The sequence below is a fragment of the Micromonospora sp. L31 genome (assembly GCF_052068075.1).
In the GTDB taxonomy this organism is placed as follows: Bacteria; Actinomycetota; Actinomycetes; order Mycobacteriales; family Micromonosporaceae; genus Micromonospora; species Micromonospora purpureochromogenes.
The window spans coordinates 59086-74750 of sequence record NZ_JBQHDC010000002.1; the positions used below are offsets into that span (position 1 = coordinate 59086).

General features: G+C 74.1%; 15 protein-coding genes and 1 pseudogene. 12 read left to right on the forward strand and 4 right to left on the reverse strand.

Annotation, left to right across the window (positions count from 1 at the left end; translation table 11 throughout):
• Nucleotide 1: 1 nt before the first annotated feature.
• Nucleotides 2-865 (reverse strand): hypothetical protein, encoded by an 864-nt coding sequence (locus ACTMS9_RS06805; RefSeq protein ID WP_170285453.1) that lies wholly within the window; start codon nt 863-865, stop codon nt 2-4.
• 107 nt (nt 866-972) lie between these two features.
• Complete coding sequence (locus tag ACTMS9_RS06810) at nt 973-1782, reverse strand: enoyl-CoA hydratase-related protein (protein ID WP_441145814.1); 810 nt, start codon at nt 1780-1782, stop codon at nt 973-975.
• Between the two features lie 19 nt (nt 1783-1801).
• On the opposite strand from ACTMS9_RS06810, the gene hemW reads away from it, so the two are divergent.
• Nucleotides 1802-3025: a radical SAM family heme chaperone HemW gene (gene hemW / locus ACTMS9_RS06815; protein WP_441164706.1), complete on the forward strand. Its 1224-nt coding sequence runs from the start codon at nt 1802-1804 to the stop codon at nt 3023-3025.
• A gap of 43 nt (nt 3026-3068) precedes the next feature.
• Here the strand turns inward: hemW and ACTMS9_RS06820 are convergent, their stop codons facing one another.
• Nucleotides 3069-3737 (reverse strand): DUF4870 domain-containing protein, encoded by a 669-nt coding sequence (locus ACTMS9_RS06820; RefSeq protein ID WP_441164473.1) that lies wholly within the window; start codon nt 3735-3737, stop codon nt 3069-3071.
• A 234-nt stretch (nt 3738-3971) separates the two neighbouring features.
• On the opposite strand from ACTMS9_RS06820, the gene hrcA reads away from it, so the two are divergent.
• The 3 genes from hrcA to ACTMS9_RS06835 all read left to right on the forward strand — a co-directional run bounded on the left by hrcA (nt 3972) and on the right by ACTMS9_RS06835 (nt 6949).
• On the forward strand, nt 3972-4994 hold the full coding sequence (gene hrcA / locus ACTMS9_RS06825) for a heat-inducible transcriptional repressor HrcA (protein ID WP_210778214.1): 1023 nt from the start codon (nt 3972-3974) through the stop codon (nt 4992-4994).
• Between the two features lie 76 nt (nt 4995-5070).
• Nucleotides 5071-6213: a molecular chaperone DnaJ gene (gene dnaJ / locus ACTMS9_RS06830; RefSeq protein WP_210778231.1), complete on the forward strand. Its 1143-nt coding sequence runs from the start codon at nt 5071-5073 to the stop codon at nt 6211-6213.
• A gap of 1 nt (nt 6214) precedes the next feature.
• A complete protein-coding gene (locus ACTMS9_RS06835; protein ID WP_441164474.1) occupies nt 6215-6949 on the forward strand; it encodes a 16S rRNA (uracil(1498)-N(3))-methyltransferase in 735 nt (244 codons plus the stop codon).
• Between the two features lie 413 nt (nt 6950-7362).
• Here ACTMS9_RS06835 and ACTMS9_RS06840 read toward each other — a convergent pair whose 3' ends face one another.
• Entirely contained in the window at nt 7363-8124 is a 762-nt protein-coding gene (locus ACTMS9_RS06840) for an SDR family NAD(P)-dependent oxidoreductase (RefSeq protein ID WP_357608868.1), read from the reverse strand.
• A 46-nt stretch (nt 8125-8170) separates the two neighbouring features.
• Here ACTMS9_RS06840 and ACTMS9_RS06845 point away from each other — a divergent pair, with 46 nt between their 5' ends.
• The 8 genes and pseudogenes from ACTMS9_RS06845 to ACTMS9_RS06880 form a co-directional block, all read left to right on the forward strand.
• Nucleotides 8171-8530: a histidine triad nucleotide-binding protein gene (locus ACTMS9_RS06845; protein WP_280838099.1), complete on the forward strand. Its 360-nt coding sequence runs from the start codon at nt 8171-8173 to the stop codon at nt 8528-8530.
• Nucleotides 8527-9912 (forward strand): serine hydrolase domain-containing protein, encoded by a 1386-nt coding sequence (locus ACTMS9_RS06850; RefSeq protein ID WP_441164475.1) that lies wholly within the window; start codon nt 8527-8529, stop codon nt 9910-9912. The genes ACTMS9_RS06845 and ACTMS9_RS06850 overlap by 4 nt, the downstream gene beginning before the upstream one ends.
• A 206-nt stretch (nt 9913-10118) precedes the next feature.
• Nucleotides 10119-11177, forward strand: coding sequence for a PhoH family protein (locus ACTMS9_RS06855; RefSeq protein ID WP_154942499.1), 1059 nt, complete (start codon nt 10119-10121; stop codon nt 11175-11177).
• A gap of 15 nt (nt 11178-11192) precedes the next feature.
• Nucleotides 11193-11666 (forward strand): rRNA maturation RNase YbeY, encoded by a 474-nt coding sequence (ybeY, locus tag ACTMS9_RS06860; RefSeq protein WP_154942500.1) that lies wholly within the window; start codon nt 11193-11195, stop codon nt 11664-11666.
• Complete coding sequence (locus tag ACTMS9_RS06865; protein WP_357921946.1) at nt 11642-13048, forward strand: hemolysin family protein; 1407 nt, start codon at nt 11642-11644, stop codon at nt 13046-13048. The genes ybeY and ACTMS9_RS06865 overlap by 25 nt, the downstream gene beginning before the upstream one ends.
• Nucleotides 13041-13427, forward strand: coding sequence for a cytidine deaminase (locus ACTMS9_RS06870; RefSeq protein ID WP_210778221.1), 387 nt, complete (start codon nt 13041-13043; stop codon nt 13425-13427). The genes ACTMS9_RS06865 and ACTMS9_RS06870 overlap by 8 nt, the downstream gene beginning before the upstream one ends.
• A complete protein-coding gene (era, locus tag ACTMS9_RS06875; RefSeq protein ID WP_357921911.1) occupies nt 13424-14320 on the forward strand; it encodes a GTPase Era in 897 nt (298 codons plus the stop codon). Before ACTMS9_RS06870 ends, era begins: the two co-directional genes overlap by 4 nt.
• 159 nt (nt 14321-14479) lie before the next feature.
• Nucleotides 14480-15535, forward strand: a pseudogene (locus ACTMS9_RS06880) (acyltransferase family protein); the annotation flags it as partial.
• Between the last annotated feature and the right edge of the window lie 130 nt (nt 15536-15665).

Here is a 15665-nt window from a genome sequence, read left to right on the forward strand (position 1 = left end):
GTCAGCCCTCGGCGAAGACCTCCGCCAGCACCTGGCCGTCGGCCGGGCGGCCGTCGGAGACCTTGGCCCAGGTGCCGTCCTCGGCGGTCCACTCCAGGCCGGCGAAGCGGACCCGCTTCACCCCGTGGTCGGGCGCGTGCGACACCAGCCAGTGGGCGTACCGCCAGCCGTCGCGACGGTCGGCGGCGGGCACGGTGAGCCCGCTCAGCGCGGCCACCGTGCCGGTGCCCGGCAGCCCCCAGTCCAGGGTCAGGCCACGGGTCAGCGCCGCCGCGGCCGCCTCGCCCCGCATCACCGGCGTCCGGCTCACCGTGCAGGCCACCGCGCCGGTCGCCTCGCCGAGCAGCGCCCGGGTCAGCACCTCGGACTCGTCCGCCCACTTCTGGTACGCCGTCGGGAAGGCCGACCGCTGGACCGCCTGGGCCGCGTCGGTGACCCGCATCTCCTCCCAGCCGCGCACCTTCTTCAGCGCGGCGTAGAAGCGGTTGGCCGCGTACCGCTGGTCGCGGATCTGCTGCGGGGTGCCCCAGCCCTGGCTCGGCCGCTGCTGGAACAGGCCGATCGAGTCCCGGTCGCCGCCGGCAAGGTTGCGCAGGCCCGACTCCTGGTACGCGGTGGCCAGCGCGACCACCACCGCCCGCTCGGGCATCTCGCGCTGGATGCCGATCGCCGCGATCGTCGCCGCGTTCGCCATCTGGTCGGCGTCGAGCAGCACCGTGCCGTCGGCCTGGACGGTGCAGGTGCGGCTGGCCACGGGGAGCCGGAGCTGGCCGCCGAGCTGACGGACGACGACCCAGACTCCGAGAAGAGCGACGACCGCGAAGACGACACCGACTGCGACAATTGCCCGACTTCGCACCCGCACCTCCTGTTTCACGGTCATCCCCAGCGTACGTGCCCGAAAAGGCGAGCCGGGTCGGCCGACCGGTTCACCTTTCCGGGAGCAAACGAAAGAAAGGCCCCGAACCGGTGCTACCGCGCCCCGTCTGCCGGACCACCGTCCAGAGCGGCCACCCATCGAGCCAATCTTTTCTCGCGGAAGGCGAGCACGCCCTCGCGGCCCTCCTCGGAGAGGAAGTAGCCGGTGGAGAGGGCGGACAGCTCGGCGATCTCGCCGCGCAGGTCGGTGGGGGCCGGGCGGCGCAGCAGGCCCTTCGCCCCGGCCAGCGCCCCCGGCGCGCCGCGCACCAGCGAGGCGCAGTAGCGCTCCACCGCCGCGTCCAGCCCGTCCGCCGGCACCGCCGCGGTCACCAGGCCGATCTCGGCGGCCCGCCGGCCGTCGAAGGTGTCCCCGGTCAGGTAGAGCTCGGCCGCCGCGCGCGGGTGCAGCCGGGGCAGCACCGTGGCGGAGATGACCGCCGGGATCACCCCGATCCGCACCTCGGTGAAGGCGAACGTCGCCTCCTCGGCGCAGACCGCCAGGTCCGCCGCCGCGATCAGGCCCAGCCCGCCGGCCCGCGCCGGCCCGGCCACCTTCGCCAGCACCGGCTTCGGGCACTCCCAGACCGCCGCCAGCACGTCGCCGAGCATCCCGGCCGGCACGCTCCCGCTGGCGTACGCGGCGGCCGTCTCCTTCAGGTCCGCGCCGGAGCAGAAGACCGGCCCGGTGTGGTCCAGCACGATCACCCGTACGGCGTCGTCGGCGACCGCCGCGGCGATCCCGGCCAGCAGCTCGGTCATCAGGGCCGTGGAGAGCGCGTTGCGGTTGTGCGGGCTGTCCAGGGTGAGGGTGGTCACCCCACGGGCCGTGGCGACCCGCACGAGGCGGTCGGGAGAGGTCATGCCGGGCACACTAGTGGCCATGCCCGGCGTCCTTCCAGAAGGCGAGACCGTCCCCGTCGACGGGTCGCTGCCCGCCACCGCCCTGAGCGCGGTCGGCGCGCGCGGCTTCGGCGTGTACGTCCACGTGCCGTTCTGTGCCAGCCGCTGCGGCTACTGCGACTTCAACACCTACACGGCGGCCGAGCTCGGCGGCGGCGCCGACCGGGAGTCGTACGCCGACACCGTGCTGGCCGAGCTGGCGCTGGCCGCCCGGGTCCTCGGCGACACCCCGCCGCCCCGGGTGGACACCGTCTTCGTCGGCGGTGGCACGCCGACCCTGCTCCCCGCCGACGACCTGGCCCGCATCCTGGACGGCATCGACCGCACCTGGGGGCTGGCCGCCGACGCCGAGGTGACCACCGAGGCCAACCCGGAATCGGTCACGCCCGAGTCGCTGCGCACCCTGCGCGCGGCCGGCTACACCCGGATCTCGCTGGGCATGCAGTCCGCCGCGCCCGGGGTGCTGGCGATCCTCGACCGCCGGCACAGTGCCGGCCGGGCGGTCGCCGCCGCGCTGGAGGCCCGCGAGGCCGGGTTCGACCACGTCAACCTGGACCTGATCTACGGCACGCCGGGGGAGAGCGCGGCGGACTTCGCCGCCAGCCTCGACCAGGTGGTCGCCGCCGGGGTGGACCACGTCAGCGCGTACGCCCTGATCGTGGAGGACGGCACGCGGCTCGCCGCCCGGATGCGGCGCGGCGAGCTGCCGTACCCGTCGGACGACGTGGCGGCGGACCGGTACCTGGCCGCGGAGGCCGCCCTCGGCGCGGCCGGCTTCTCCTGGTACGAGGTCTCCAACTGGGCCCGCTCCGAGGCGGCCCGGTGCCGGCACAACCTGCTCTACTGGACCGGCGCGGACTGGTGGGGCCTCGGCCCGGGGGCGCACAGCCACGTCGGCGGGGTGCGCTGGTGGAACGTCAAGCACCCCACCGCGTACGCGAAGCGCCTGGCCGCCGGGGAGTCACCCGGCCTGGCCCGGGAGGTGCTGACCGCCGGCGAGGCGCACATGGAGGACGTCATGCTCCGGCTGCGGCTCGCCTCCGGCCTGCCGCTGGACGCCCTCGACGCGGCGGGTCGGGCGGGTGCCGGGCGGGCGCTGGCCGACGGCCTGCTGGACCCGGCGGGGCACGCGGCGGGGCGGGCGGTGCTCACCCTGCGCGGGCGGCTGCTGGCCGACGCCGTGGTCCGCGACCTGCTGCCCTGATCCCGCGCGGCCCGGCCGGCCCGGGTGGGCCGGCCGGGACCGGTCACTTCTTGAAGGCGTAGCTCGCCGGGTAGCGGTAGACCACACCCTCGGTGGCCTTCACCCCGCCGATGATGCCGAAGATGATCGGCACCAGGGCGGTCAGGATCGGGATGAAGAAGAGCACCCCGCAGGTGACGATGGCCAGGACGAAGCCGATGATGTTGGCGATCGCCCAGGTGATCTGGAAGTTCAGCGAGGCCGTGGCGTGCGCCCGCACCGTCGGGGACTGCTGGCCCTTGGCGGAGAGCGCGATCAGCGGCGCCACCCAGCCGAGCAGGCTGCCGCCGACGATCACGCCGACCGGGCCACCGAAGTGCGCGACCAGCGACCAGGTCTTGTCGTCGTCGGTGGCGTAGCCGCCCGGGGCGCCGTAGCCGCCGCCGGGAGCGCCGTACCCGCCGGCGGTCGGATAGCCGACGCCCGGCGCGGAGTAACCACCCGGCGGTGGGTAGCCACCCGGCGGTGGGTAGCCACCCGGCGGTGGGTAGCCGCCCGACGGCGGTTGGTCACCGGTGGGTGGCGGATAGCCACCGGGCGGGGGATAGCCGCCCGCCCCGGGTGCCCCGGACAGTGGTGCGGTGGGCGGCTCGTACGACGAGCCGGACGGGGCGGTCGGGTCCGGGCGGTCGCCGGGGTCCCCCGCTCCGGGAGGGCGAGGTGGTTCAGTCATGGACGTCACGGTAGGGGTTGCCGGCAAGCCATCACCAGAGCGACACCGCCCCGGATGTCCGGATGATCGGCCCTGGCGCGCCGCCCGGGTGGCGGGGCGCACCCGTGGTCCGTCGCTGATCATCGCGTCAGCGGGGACGCCGACGTAGACTGGCACTCGCTACAGTCGAGTGCCAGTGCGCTCGCCCGGGGCGCCTCAGCCGCTCCGGGCCGACGTGCGTCAGGAGGTGGGGAGATGGGTCTCGACGACCGCAAGCTCGCCGTGCTGCGCGCGATCGTCGAGGACTACGTCGCCACGCAGGAGCCGGTCGGCAGCAAGGCCCTGGTCGAGCGGCACCAGCTCGGCGTCTCGCCGGCCACGGTGCGCAACGACATGGCCGTGCTGGAGGAGGAGGGCTACATCCGGCAGCCGCACACCAGTGCCGGCCGGGTGCCCACCGACCGTGGCTACCGCCTCTTCGTCGACCGGCTGTCCCGGGTCAAGCCGCTGAGCCCGGCCGAGCGCCGGGCGATCGAGCGTTTCCTGGTCGGCGCGGTCGACCTGGACGACGTGGTGCACCGCACCGTCCGGCTGCTGGCCCAGCTGACCCGGCAGGTCGCCGTGGTGCAGTACCCGTCGCTGGCCCGCTCCTCGGTGCGCCACCTGGAGCTGGTGCCGATCTCCACCACCCGGCTGATGCTGGTCATGATCGCCGACACCGGCCGGGTCGAGCAGCGGCTGGTGGAGCTGCCCGCGCCGATCCCCGCCGACCATGTCACCGACCTGCGCCGGCTGGTCAACGAGAAGCTGGTCGGCAGCCGGCTGTCGGAGACCCCGCCGCTGGTCCAGGCGCTGGTCGACGAGTCCGCGCCGCACCTGCGCGGGGCGATGACCACGCTCTCCACCGTGCTGCTGGAGACGCTGGTCGAACGGCACGAGGAGCGCATCGCGCTCGCCGGCACCGCGAACCTCACCCGGGGCGGCCTGCTCGACTTCCAGGGCTCGCTGCGGCCCATCCTGGAGGCGCTGGAGGAGGAGGTGGTGATGCTCAAGCTGATCGGCGAGGCCGAGTCGACCACCACCCGGGTGCTGATCGGCGACGAGAACGAGATCGACAACCTGCGGGCCGCCTCGGTGGTCAGCACCGGCTACGGGCCGGGGGCGACCGCGCTCGGCGGGCTGGGCGTGTTGGGCCCCACCCGGATGGACTACCCCGGCACCATCGCCACGGTGAGGGCCGTGGCACGCTACGTGGGCGAGCTGCTGGCCCAGAACTGATCCAGGGCAGGGGCCGGCACCCGGCTCCGGCCGACGACCGGCGCAACGCGAGACGAACATGAGGACACCGAACGCAGTGGCCAGGGACTACTACGGCATTCTCGGCGTGAGCCGGGAAGCCTCCGACGACGAGATCAAGCGCGCCTACCGCAAGCTGGCGCGGCAGTTCCACCCGGACGTCAATCCGGACCCGGAGGCCCAGGAGAAGTTCAAGGACATCAACGCCGCGTACGAGGTCCTCTCGGACGACCGGAAACGGCAGATCGTCGACCTGGGTGGCGACCCGCTCGCCCCGGGTGGCGGCGGCGCGGGGCCGGGCGGTCCCGGCGGCGCGGGCCCGTTCGTCGGCTTCCAGGACATCATGGACGCGTTCTTCGGCGGCGCCGCGGGCGGCGCCCGGGGGCCGCGACCGCGTACCCGGCCGGGTGCCGACGCGATCCTGCGGCTGGAGCTGGACCTGCATGAGACCGCGTTCGGCGTCGAGGCGCCGATCACGGTCGACACCGCGGTGCTCTGCACCACCTGCGCCGGCGCCGGCACCGCCGCCGGCACCCACCTGGCCACCTGCGAGGCGTGTGGCGGCCGGGGCGAGGTGCAGTCGGTGCAGCGCACCTTCCTCGGCCAGGTGGTCTCGGCCCGCCCCTGCACCGTCTGCCAGGGGTACGGCACCACCATCCCGCACCCCTGCCCGACCTGCGCCGGCGACGGCCGGGTGCGCACCCGCCGCTCGCTGACCGTCAAGATCCCCGCCGGGGTCGAGGACGGCATGCGGATCCGGCTCGCCCAGCAGGGTGAGGTGGGCCCGGGCGGCGGCACCGCCGGCGACCTCTACGTGGAGATCCACGAGCGGCCGCACGACGTGTACTCCCGCAAGGGCGACGACCTGCACTGCCGGGTCACCGTGCCGATGACCGCCGCCGCGCTCGGCACCCGGCTGACCATCAAGACGCTGGACAGCGAGGAGACGGTCGACGTCAAGGCCGGCACCCAGCCGGGCAGCACGCTGCGGCTGCGCGCCCGGGGCGTGCCGCACCTGCGCGGCACCGGCCGGGGCGACCTCTACGTCCACCTCGACGTGCGGACCCCCACGAAGCTCGACGCCGACCAGGAGAAGATGCTGCGCGACTTCGCCAAGACCCGGGGCGAGGAGGTCGCCGAGCTGACCAAGCAGGGCGGCTTCTTCTCCCGGATGCGCGACGCCTTCAACGGGCACGCCTGAGGTGTCCGCGCCGCTGTTCCTGGTCGAGGCGCTGCCCACCGGCGACACGCTGACCCTGGACGGCCCGGAGGGCCACCACGCGGCCACCGTGCAGCGGCTGCGCGTCGGCGAGGAGCTGCTGCTGGCCGACGGCCGGGGCGGCACGGCCGCCGCCGTGGTCACCGCCGTCGGCCGGGGCACCCTCGACGTGCGGGTCACCTCCCGCGGGTACGCCGACGCGCCGGTCCCCCGGATCGTGGTGGTGCAGGGCATCGCCAAGGGGGACCGGGGCGAGCTGGCCGTGCAGGCGATGACCGAGGTCGGGGTGGACGAGATCGTGCCCTGGGCGGCGTCCCGCTCGGTGACCCAGTGGCGCGGCGACCGGGGCGTACGGGCCCGGGACAAGTGGGTGGCGACCGCCCGGGAGGCGTCCAAGCAGGCCCGCCGACCCTGGCTGCCGGTGGTGGCCGGCGCCCCGGACGAGTCCACCGGGACCGTGGTGCGGCGGATCGCCGGAGCCGGTGCCGCGTTCGTGCTGCACGAGGAGGCCGACGAGCGGCTGACCACCGCCGAGCTGCCCGGCGCCGGCGAGATCGTGCTGGTGGTCGGCCCGGAGGGCGGCATCGCCCCGGTCGAACTGACCGCCTTCGCCGACGCCGGCGCCCGCCCGGTGCGGCTCGGTCCGTCGGTGCTGCGCACCTCCACGGCCGGGGTGGCCGCACTGAGCGTGCTGGCCACCCGCCTCGACCGCTGGTAGGCCGTCCTTCAGCAGGGCTGCTCACGCCCCGCCGGCCTCGGTCGCGTGTCGAGCCGGGCCGACCGGCCCGGGGCGGACTTGCGCGACCGGGCCTGCGCGGCGTGTCGGCCCGGGTGGTGGACACCCTGGTGGCCCGCTTTGCACTCCCAACACCCGGGCGACACGCCGTTCCGCCCGGACGCCGCGAGTGCGTTGACTACGAAGGGTAGTGGCCGCCTCCTCGATGACCACAGCCGAGCGATATGCCTGTGAGGCATATTTATGCCTCACAGGCATATCGCTCACACGAACATCCCCCTGGCGGCGACCCTGCCCCGATGCCGGGACGCCGGGAGACACCGTTTGTCGACGGCGCCGTCCCCGGTCCGGGCGGTCCTCGGGAGGGTCTGGGCGGGCGACCTGTCGGCGGCCGGTCAGGTACGCAGGTAGGAGGCGCCGTTGAGGTCGACGATGGTGCCGGAGGCCCACTGCGCCTCGGGGCTGGCCAGCCAGTGCACGGCGGCGGCGATCTCCTCGGGGCGGGCCACCCGGCCGAACGGGCTCTGCGCCCGGATCGCGTCGCCCTGCTCGCCGGTGAGGTGCTCCGTGGTCATGTCGGTCGCCACGAAGCCCGGGGCGACCGTGGCGACCGCGATGCCGTACGGCGCGAGCGCGACGGCGAGGGACTGCCCGAGCGCGTTCAGGCCGGCCTTGCTGGCGCCGTACGCGGGCTGGTCCGGCTCGCCCCGGAACGCGCCCCGCGACGACACGTTCACCACCCGGCCACCGCGCTCCCGCATGTGCTGGGCGGCGCACCAGGTGACGTTGCCCGCCCCGGTCAGGTTGGTCTCCAGCACCCGCCGCCACTGCCGCTGCCACTGCTCGTACGAGGCGCCGAAGACCGGGTGCGGGGCATCCCGCTCGCCGTACACCCCGGCGTTGTTGACCAGCACGTCGAGCCCCCCGAGCCGGGCGGCGGCGTCGTCCACCATGGCCCGTACCGCCGCCGGGTCGGTGAGGTCCGCGCGGACCACCACGTGACCGTCGCCGGGCAGCTCGGCGCGGAGCGCCTCGGCCAGCTCGGCCGAGTCCCGATGGTGGATCGCCACCCGGTCCCCGTCCGCCGCGAACGCCCGCGCCACCGCGCGGCCGATGCCGCGCGACGCCCCCGTCACCAGTACCGCTCGTGAAGTCACGCGGCACATCATGCCCGAGGCGCGCGGCACGCCTTACCATGCCCCGATGGGATCCGACTGCCTGTTCTGCCGCATCGCCGCCGGGGAGATCCCGGCCACCATCGTCCGGGAAACCGACACCACCCTCGCCTTCCGCGACCTCGACCCGAAGGCGCCGGTGCACGTGCTGGTCATCCCGAAGGAGCACTACGCCGACGTCGCCACGCTGGGGCAGGGCGACCCGAAGCTCGCCGGCGACCTGCTCGCCACGGCGGCCGCGGTGGCGGAGGACGAGGGGCTGCTCGGTGACGGCTTCCGGCTGATGTTCAACACCGGCGCGTACGGCGGCCAGGAGCTCTTCCACGTGCACGCGCACCTGCTCGGCGGCGCGCCGCTCGGCCCGATGCTGGCCCGGAACGTCGCGTGACGGCTGGGCCCGACCGGCTGGCCCGGATGGTGCGCCGGGTGCAGGCGCAGGCCCGGGTGCCGGCCCTGGCGGCGGCCCTGCACCGTGCCGACCGGCCGCTGTGGACCTGCGAGGTCGGCGGCACCGGCACCGGCACCGGCACCGACGCCGACCTCGGCCCGGGCACCCGGTTCCGGCTCGGCTCGGTGACCAAGACCTTCACCTCGGTGCTGGTGATGCAGTGCCGCGACGACGGCCTGCTCGACCTGGACGACCCGATCGGCCGTCACCTGCCGTTGCCGGCGCACGGCGAGCTGACCGTACGCCGGCTGCTGTCGCACACCGCCGGCCTGCAACGCGAGCCGTACGGCGACGTCTGGGACACGCTGCGCGCCCCCGGCGCGGACGAACTCGTCGCCGAGCTGGCCCGGGCCGAGCGGGTGCTGCCGACCGGTCGCCGCTACCACTACTCCAACCTGGGCATGGCGCTGCTCGGCCGGCTGGTCGGCGAGCTGCGCGGCGGCTCCTGGGCCGAGGTGCTCATCGAGCGGGTGCTGACCCCGCTGGGCCTGGCCGCCACCTCGGTGACGCCGGGGCCGGCGGCGGCCACCGGGTTCCTGGTCGACGCCTACTCCGACGAGGTGCACCCGGAGCCGCCGACCGACTTCGGCGCGATCGCCCCGGCCGCCCAGCTCTGGAGCACCGCGACCGACATGGCCCGGTGGGCCGCCTTCCTGGCCGACCCGGTGGCGCTGGACCCGGCCGGCGCGGTGCTCGCCCCGGCCTCGCTGGACGAGATGCGCTGGCCGCTGACCACCACCGACGAGACGCTCTGGGCGGCCGGTTTCGGGCTCGGCCTGATCCTGGTGCCGTACCCGGACCGGGTGGTGCACGTGGGGCACGACGGCGCGATGCCGGGCTTCCTCGCCGCGGTCTACGGCCGGCGCGGCGGCGACGGCACGGCCGGCGCGATGGGCTGCGCGGTGCTCGGTTCCTCCGGCACCGCGGCGGAGGTCTTCGACCTGCCGCACCGGCTGCTCGCCGCGTCCGCCGAGCACGACCCGGCGGACGTCACGCCGTGGCGGCCGGGCGTACCCGCCCCCGGGCCGCTGCGCGGGATGCTGGGCCGCTGGTGGGGCGAGGGCTTCGAGTACGTCTTCAGCTGGCACGACGGGGCGCTGCGCGCCCGGGGCGCCGACGACCCGGCGGGGAAGCCCCCGGCGGTCTTCGCGCCGGTGCCGGACGCTCCGGACGTCTTCCGGACGGTCGCCGGGCGGGAGGTCGGCGAGCTGCTGCGGCTGACCCGGGACGAGCACGGCACGGTGGTCCGGATGCACTGGGCGACCTACCGCTTCACCCGCCGGCAGGAGGCCTTCGACCGGTACGACTTCCGCGCCGGCTGACCCGACCCCCGCCCTGGGCGCGGGTGCGTGGTGTGGGCGCCGCCGGGAGGTATCGCCCACCCTGCGCCCGCCCCCGGGGGCGGGCGGAATGGACGCGGTGCCGTCGGGGTTGAGCGGATACGATGGGTGTAACGTCCGCACGCCGCGCCAGCAGGGCCGGCGCCCGAGATCGGAAGCAGGTGGCGCAGGGCCCGACGGCCCGATTTATGACCGGCACCCCACCTCCCGGCCCGCCCCGGGTGCAGACCAGGATCACCGTTCCCGATTCCAAGATCATGGTCAACCTGCTCGGCGCGGGCGACGAGATCCTGCGCCTCGTCGAACGCTCGGTCGACAGTGACGTGCACGTGCGCGGCAACGAGATCACCATCACCGGTGCCCCCGCGGACAACGCCCTCGCCGAGCGCCTCTTCAGCGAGCTGCTCGAACTGATCGAGAAAGGCGAGACCCTGACCACTGACGCCGTCCGGCGTACCGTCGGCATGCTCGAGCAGGGCAGCGCGGAGCGGCCCGCCGAGGTCCTCACCCTCAACATCCTCTCCCGGCGCGGGCGCACCATCCGCCCCAAGACGCTCGGGCAGAAGCGCTACGTCGACGCGATCGACACGCACACCATCGTCTTCGGCATCGGCCCCGCCGGCACCGGAAAGACCTACCTCGCCATGGCGAAGGCCGTCCAGGCGCTCCAGGCCAAGCAGGTCAACCGGATCATCCTGACCCGGCCGGCGGTCGAGGCGGGGGAGCGGCTGGGCTTCCTGCCCGGCACCCTCAACGAGAAGATCGACCCGTACCTGCGGCCGCTCTACGACGCGCTGCACGACATGCTCGACCCGGAGTCCATCCCCAAGCTGATGGCCGCCGGCACGATCGAGGTCGCGCCGCTGGCGTACATGCGGGGCCGGACCCTCAACGACGCGTTCATCATCCTGGACGAGGCGCAGAACACCACGCCCGAGCAGATGAAGATGTTCCTCACCCGACTCGGCTTCAACTCCAAGATCGTGGTGACCGGTGACGTCACCCAGGTGGACCTTCCCGGCGGTACGACCAGCGGCCTGCGGGTGGTCCGGGAGATCCTGGAGAACGTCGAGGACGTGCACTTCGCCCAGCTCTCCAGCTCGGACGTGGTCCGGCACAAGCTGGTCGGCGAGATCGTCGACGCGTACGCCCGCTGGGACGCCGAGCGGGAGAACCAGCAGGCGCAGAGCGTGCACGCCGTGCCGGGGCGGACCGCCCAGGGCGGCCGGGCCGGCCGGCGCCGCTAACCCAGAGGAAGACAGTTGTCCATCGAGATCGCGAACGAGTCGGGTGTCGACGTCGACACCGACGCCGTGCTCGCCGTCGCCCGGCACGCCCTCGACGAGATGGGGGTCAACCCCCTCGCCGAGCTCTCCGTGCTGCTGGTCGACATCGAGTACATGACCGAGCTGAACCACCGCTGGATGGGTGGGGACGGGCCGACCGACGTGCTCGCCTTCCCGATGGACGAGGGCAGCGTCGACCACGGTCCGGGGGAGAGCGCCCCGGCCGGCGGTGAGCCGGCCCTGCTCGGCGACATCGTGCTCTGCCCGGAGGTGGCGGCCAAGCAGGCCGCCACCGCCGGCCACACCACCGCCGACGAGCTGCACCTGCTCACCGTGCACGGCGTGCTGCACCTGCTCGGCTACGACCACGCCGAGCCGGAGGAGGAGCGGGAGATGTTCACGCTCCAGGCCCGACTGCTGGCCAGCTGGCGGTCGACCCGGACCCGGTGATGACCACCCAGGCGGCGGCCGCCGCCGGCCTACCCGACCTCCAGCTGATCTTCTTCGCGGCGGGGCTGGTGGTGCTCGCCGGTCTGATCGCGATGACCGAGGCGGCGCTCGCCGCCGTCTCTCCGGCCCGGGCCGCCGAACTGGCTCGGGACGGGGTGCGCGGCGCGCGTACCCTCCAGGCCGTCGCCGGCGACGTGGTCCGCCACCTCAACCTGCTGTTGCTGCTCCGGCTGCTGGCCGAGCTGACCGCCACCACGCTGGTCGCCCTCGTCGCGGTGGACACCTTCGGTGCGGGCTGGCGGGCGGCGCTGATCACCGCCGGCGCGATGACCGTGGTCAGCTTCGTCGTGGTCGGGGTGGCCCCGCGCACCATCGGCCGGCAGCACGCGTACGCGGTGGGCCGGGCGGTGGCACCGCTGGTCCGCTGGCTGGGGCGGGCGCTGAACCCGCTCGCCTCGCTGCTGATCCTGATCGGCAACGCGGTCACCCCGGGGCGCGGCTTCCGGGAGGGGCCGTTCGCCAGCCAGGTGGAGCTGCGCGAGCTGGTCGACCTGGCCGAGCAGCGCGGCGTCGTGGAGCACGGCGAGCGGCAGATGATCCACTCGGTCTTCGCGCTCGGCGACACCATCGCCCGCGAGGTGATGGTGCCCCGCACGGAGATGGTCTGGATAGAGGAGGGCAAGACGCTCTCCCAGGCGCTGGCGCTCTTCCTGCGCTCCGGCTTCTCCCGCATCCCGGTCATCGGCGAGAGCGTCGACGACGTGCTCGGCGTGCTCTACCTCAAGGACCTCATCCGGCGTACCCGGGGCGGCGACCTGCGGGCCCACCAGAGCCCGGTCTCCGAGCTGATGCGCCCGGCGACCTTCGTGCCCGAGTCCAAGCCGGTCGACGACCTGCTCTCGGAGATGCAGGCCGCCCGCAACCACCTGGTCATCGTCGTCGACGAGTACGGCGGCACCGGCGGCCTGGTGACGATCGAGGACATCCTGGAGGAGATCGTCGGCGAGATCACCGACGAGTACGATGTCGAACGCCCGCCGGTGGAACACCTGGAGGACGGCGCGGTGCGGGTCACCGCCCGCCTCCCCGTGGAGAACCTGGGCGAGCTGTTCGACACCGAGCTGCCCACCGACGAGGTGGAGACCGTCGGTGGCCTGCTGGCCCAGTCCCTGGGCCGGGTGCCGATCCCCGGCGCCCGCGCCGAGGTGGCCGGGCTGCGGCTGATCGCCGAGGGCACCACCGGGCGGCGCAACCGGATAGACACCGTGCTGGTCAGCCGGGTCGAACCGAGTGACGCGCCGGCCGGGGCGGGGCGCGGCGAGCAGGCCGAGACCCGCAACAACCAGACCAGAACCGAGGAGAGGCAACCCGCCGATGCCTGAGTCACCCGTCGTACCGGCCGCCCGGCCGACCCCCTCCGACCCGGCCGAACTGAGCGCCGAGGACGGCAAGCTGGTCGTCCTGGCGCGGGGCGCCCGGGGCCGGGTCGCGGCCGTCGAGGGCGCGGCGGTGCGGGACCAGGACGGTCGGACGTACGCCGCGGCGAGCGTCTCGCTGCCCTCGCTGACCATCACCGCGCTCCAGCTCGCTGTCGCCTCCGCCGTGGCGGCGGGCGCGAGCCGGCTGGAGGCGGCCGTGGTGGTGACCGAGGCGTCGACGCTGGACGGGGCGGGGCACGCCGCCGTGCGCGACCTCTCCGCCGACGCGCCGATCCACGTCGCGGCGCCGGACGGCACGGTCCTCGGCACGGTGGTCGAGTGACCGGCACCGAGGAGCGTCCGTACCGGGCCGGGTTCGCCTGTTTCGTCGGGCGGCCCAACGCGGGTAAGTCGACGCTGACCAACGCGATCGTCGGTCAGAAGATCGCGATCACCTCCAACAAGCCGCAGACCACCCGGCACATCATCCGGGCGGTGCTGCACCGTCCGGACTCGCAGCTCGTGCTGGTCGACACCCCCGGCCTGCACCGCCCCCGGACGCTGCTCGGCGAACGCCTCAACGACCTGGTCCGCTCGACCTGGAGCGAGGTCGACGTGATCGGCCTCTGCATCCCGGCGGACGAGCCGATCGGCCGGGGCGACCGGTTCATCACCGGTGAGCTGGCCGAGCTGAAGGCGACCGTGCTGGCCGTGGTGACCAAGACCGACCTGGTCGACAAGAAGCGCCTCGCCGAGCAGCTGCTGGCGGTCAGCGAGCTGGGCGAGTTCGCCGAGGTCGTGCCGGTCAGCGCGGTCTCCGGGCACCAGGTGGACACGCTGGTCGACGTGATGACCAAGTACCTGCCGCCGTCGCCGCAGCTCTACCCGGACGACATGCTCACCGACGACCCCGAGCAGGTGATGGTCGCCGAGCTGATCCGGGAGGCGGCGCTGGAGGGGGTCCGGGACGAGCTGCCGCACTCCATCGCGGTCGTCGTCGAGGAGATGATCCCCGAGGGTCAGGTCATGAAGATCTTCGCCGACGTCTACGTCGAGCGGCCCAGCCAGAAGGCGATCGTGATCGGTCACAAGGCCAGCCGGCTGAAGGCGGTCGGCACGGCGGCCCGCAAGCAGATCGAGGAGCTGCTGGGCAGCCGCGTCTACCTGGACCTGCACGTACGGGTGGCCAAGGACTGGCAGCGGGACCCGAAGCAGCTGCGCAAGCTCGGCTTCTGACCGCACCGCGGGCGGTGACCGGCGATGTCCGGTCGGTCACCGGTCCGGTGGCGGTATGGGAAGGTTCACGTCCGCCCGGGGCCAACGGCCGTTTGGCGGGGTGAGGTCGGAGGGTAGGGAGCGGTTCTGCTCCGCCGCCCCCGACATAGATGCAGGCTGATGCGCAACCGATACCTGGACCTGCTCCGCTTCCTGGCCATCCTCCGGGTCGTGGTCTACCACGTCACCGGCTGGGCGTCGCTGACCCTCGTCTTCCCGGCGATGGCGGTGATGTTCGCCCTGGCCGGGTCGCTGATGGCCGCCTCGCTGGACCGCTCCGGCCCGGCCGCGCTGCTGCGCCGGTTGCGTCGCCTGCTGCCCTCGCTCTGGGTGGTCGCGGTCGTCCTCGTGCCCGCCATGCTGATGACCGGCCTGTCGCCGGGCCCGAAGGTGCTGCTCTGGCTCTTCCCGGTCGCCGACCCGCCGGCCAACCACTGGGGCGCGCTGGCGTTGAGCCCCATCTGGTACCTGCGTGACTACCTCTGGTTCCTGCTCGCCTCACCGGTCGCCCTGTGGCTGTTCCGCCGGGCGCCGGTCGCCACCCTGGCCCTGCCGTACGCGCTGCTGCTGGTGATCGAGCTGGGTCTGCTGCCCGCCGCGCCGGTCCCGCTGCGCGAGTTCGGCGTCTACTTCGGCGCCTGGCTGCTGGGCTTCGCCCACCACGACGGCCTGCTGCGCCGGCTCACCAACCGGGTGCTGCTGCCGACCGCGCTGGCCCTGGCGGGCGCCGGCGCCGCCTGGATCGTCACCCATCCCGGGCCGCGTGGCTTCGACCTCAACGACATCGACCTGGGCAACGCGCTCTGGTCCGCGGCGTTCATCCTGGTCCTGCTGGGCCGGGCCCCGGCCACGGCGCACTGGATCGAGCGCAGCCCGCTGTTCAGCCGGGCGGTCACCGTGCTCAACCGCCGGGCGCTGACCGTCTACCTCTGGCACATGTCGTTCGTGGTGCTGCTCACCCCGCTGGTCGACGTGGTCGGCTGGTCGCACGAGGACCCGTTCGGCCTGGCCATCCGGGTGGTGCTGGTCTTCGCCCTGGTCGGGGTGGTGACCCTGCTGGTCGGCTGGGTGGAGGACGTGGCCGCCCGGCGCCGGCCCGAGCTGGTGCCGGGCGGGCGGCGGCGTGCGCCCCGGCCGGCTCACACCGTCGAGGCGCCGGCCACCGCCCTTCCGCCGCGAGTGGTCGGCCCCTGTCTCGGCGCCGGCGACGATCGCCAGGAGGCCGCCGGGCCGGTGCGCCCGGCGCCGGTGGCCGCCCGCCGGGGTGTACCCGTGCCGCTGAGCTCGGCGCCGGTGGCCGCCGACC

Excerpts from the sequence above, each read along its gene's own strand:
- ACTMS9_RS06855 (WP_154942499.1), top strand. The coding sequence starts at position 10,119 with ATGACCGGCACCCCACCTCCCGGCCCGCCCCGGGTGCAGACCAGGATC.
- ACTMS9_RS06810 (WP_441145814.1), bottom strand. The coding sequence starts at position 1,782 with ATGACCTCTCCCGACCGCCTCGTGCGGGTCGCCACGGCCCGTGGGGTG.
- hrcA (WP_210778214.1), top strand. The coding sequence starts at position 3,972 with ATGGGTCTCGACGACCGCAAGCTCGCCGTGCTGCGCGCGATCGTCGAG.
- ACTMS9_RS06845 (WP_280838099.1), top strand. The coding sequence starts at position 8,171 with ATGGGATCCGACTGCCTGTTCTGCCGCATCGCCGCCGGGGAGATCCCG.
- hemW (WP_441164706.1), top strand. The coding sequence starts at position 1,802 with ATGCCCGGCGTCCTTCCAGAAGGCGAGACCGTCCCCGTCGACGGGTCG.
- ACTMS9_RS06870 (WP_210778221.1), top strand. The coding sequence starts at position 13,041 with ATGCCTGAGTCACCCGTCGTACCGGCCGCCCGGCCGACCCCCTCCGAC.
- ACTMS9_RS06820 (WP_441164473.1), bottom strand. The coding sequence starts at position 3,737 with ATGACTGAACCACCTCGCCCTCCCGGAGCGGGGGACCCCGGCGACCGC.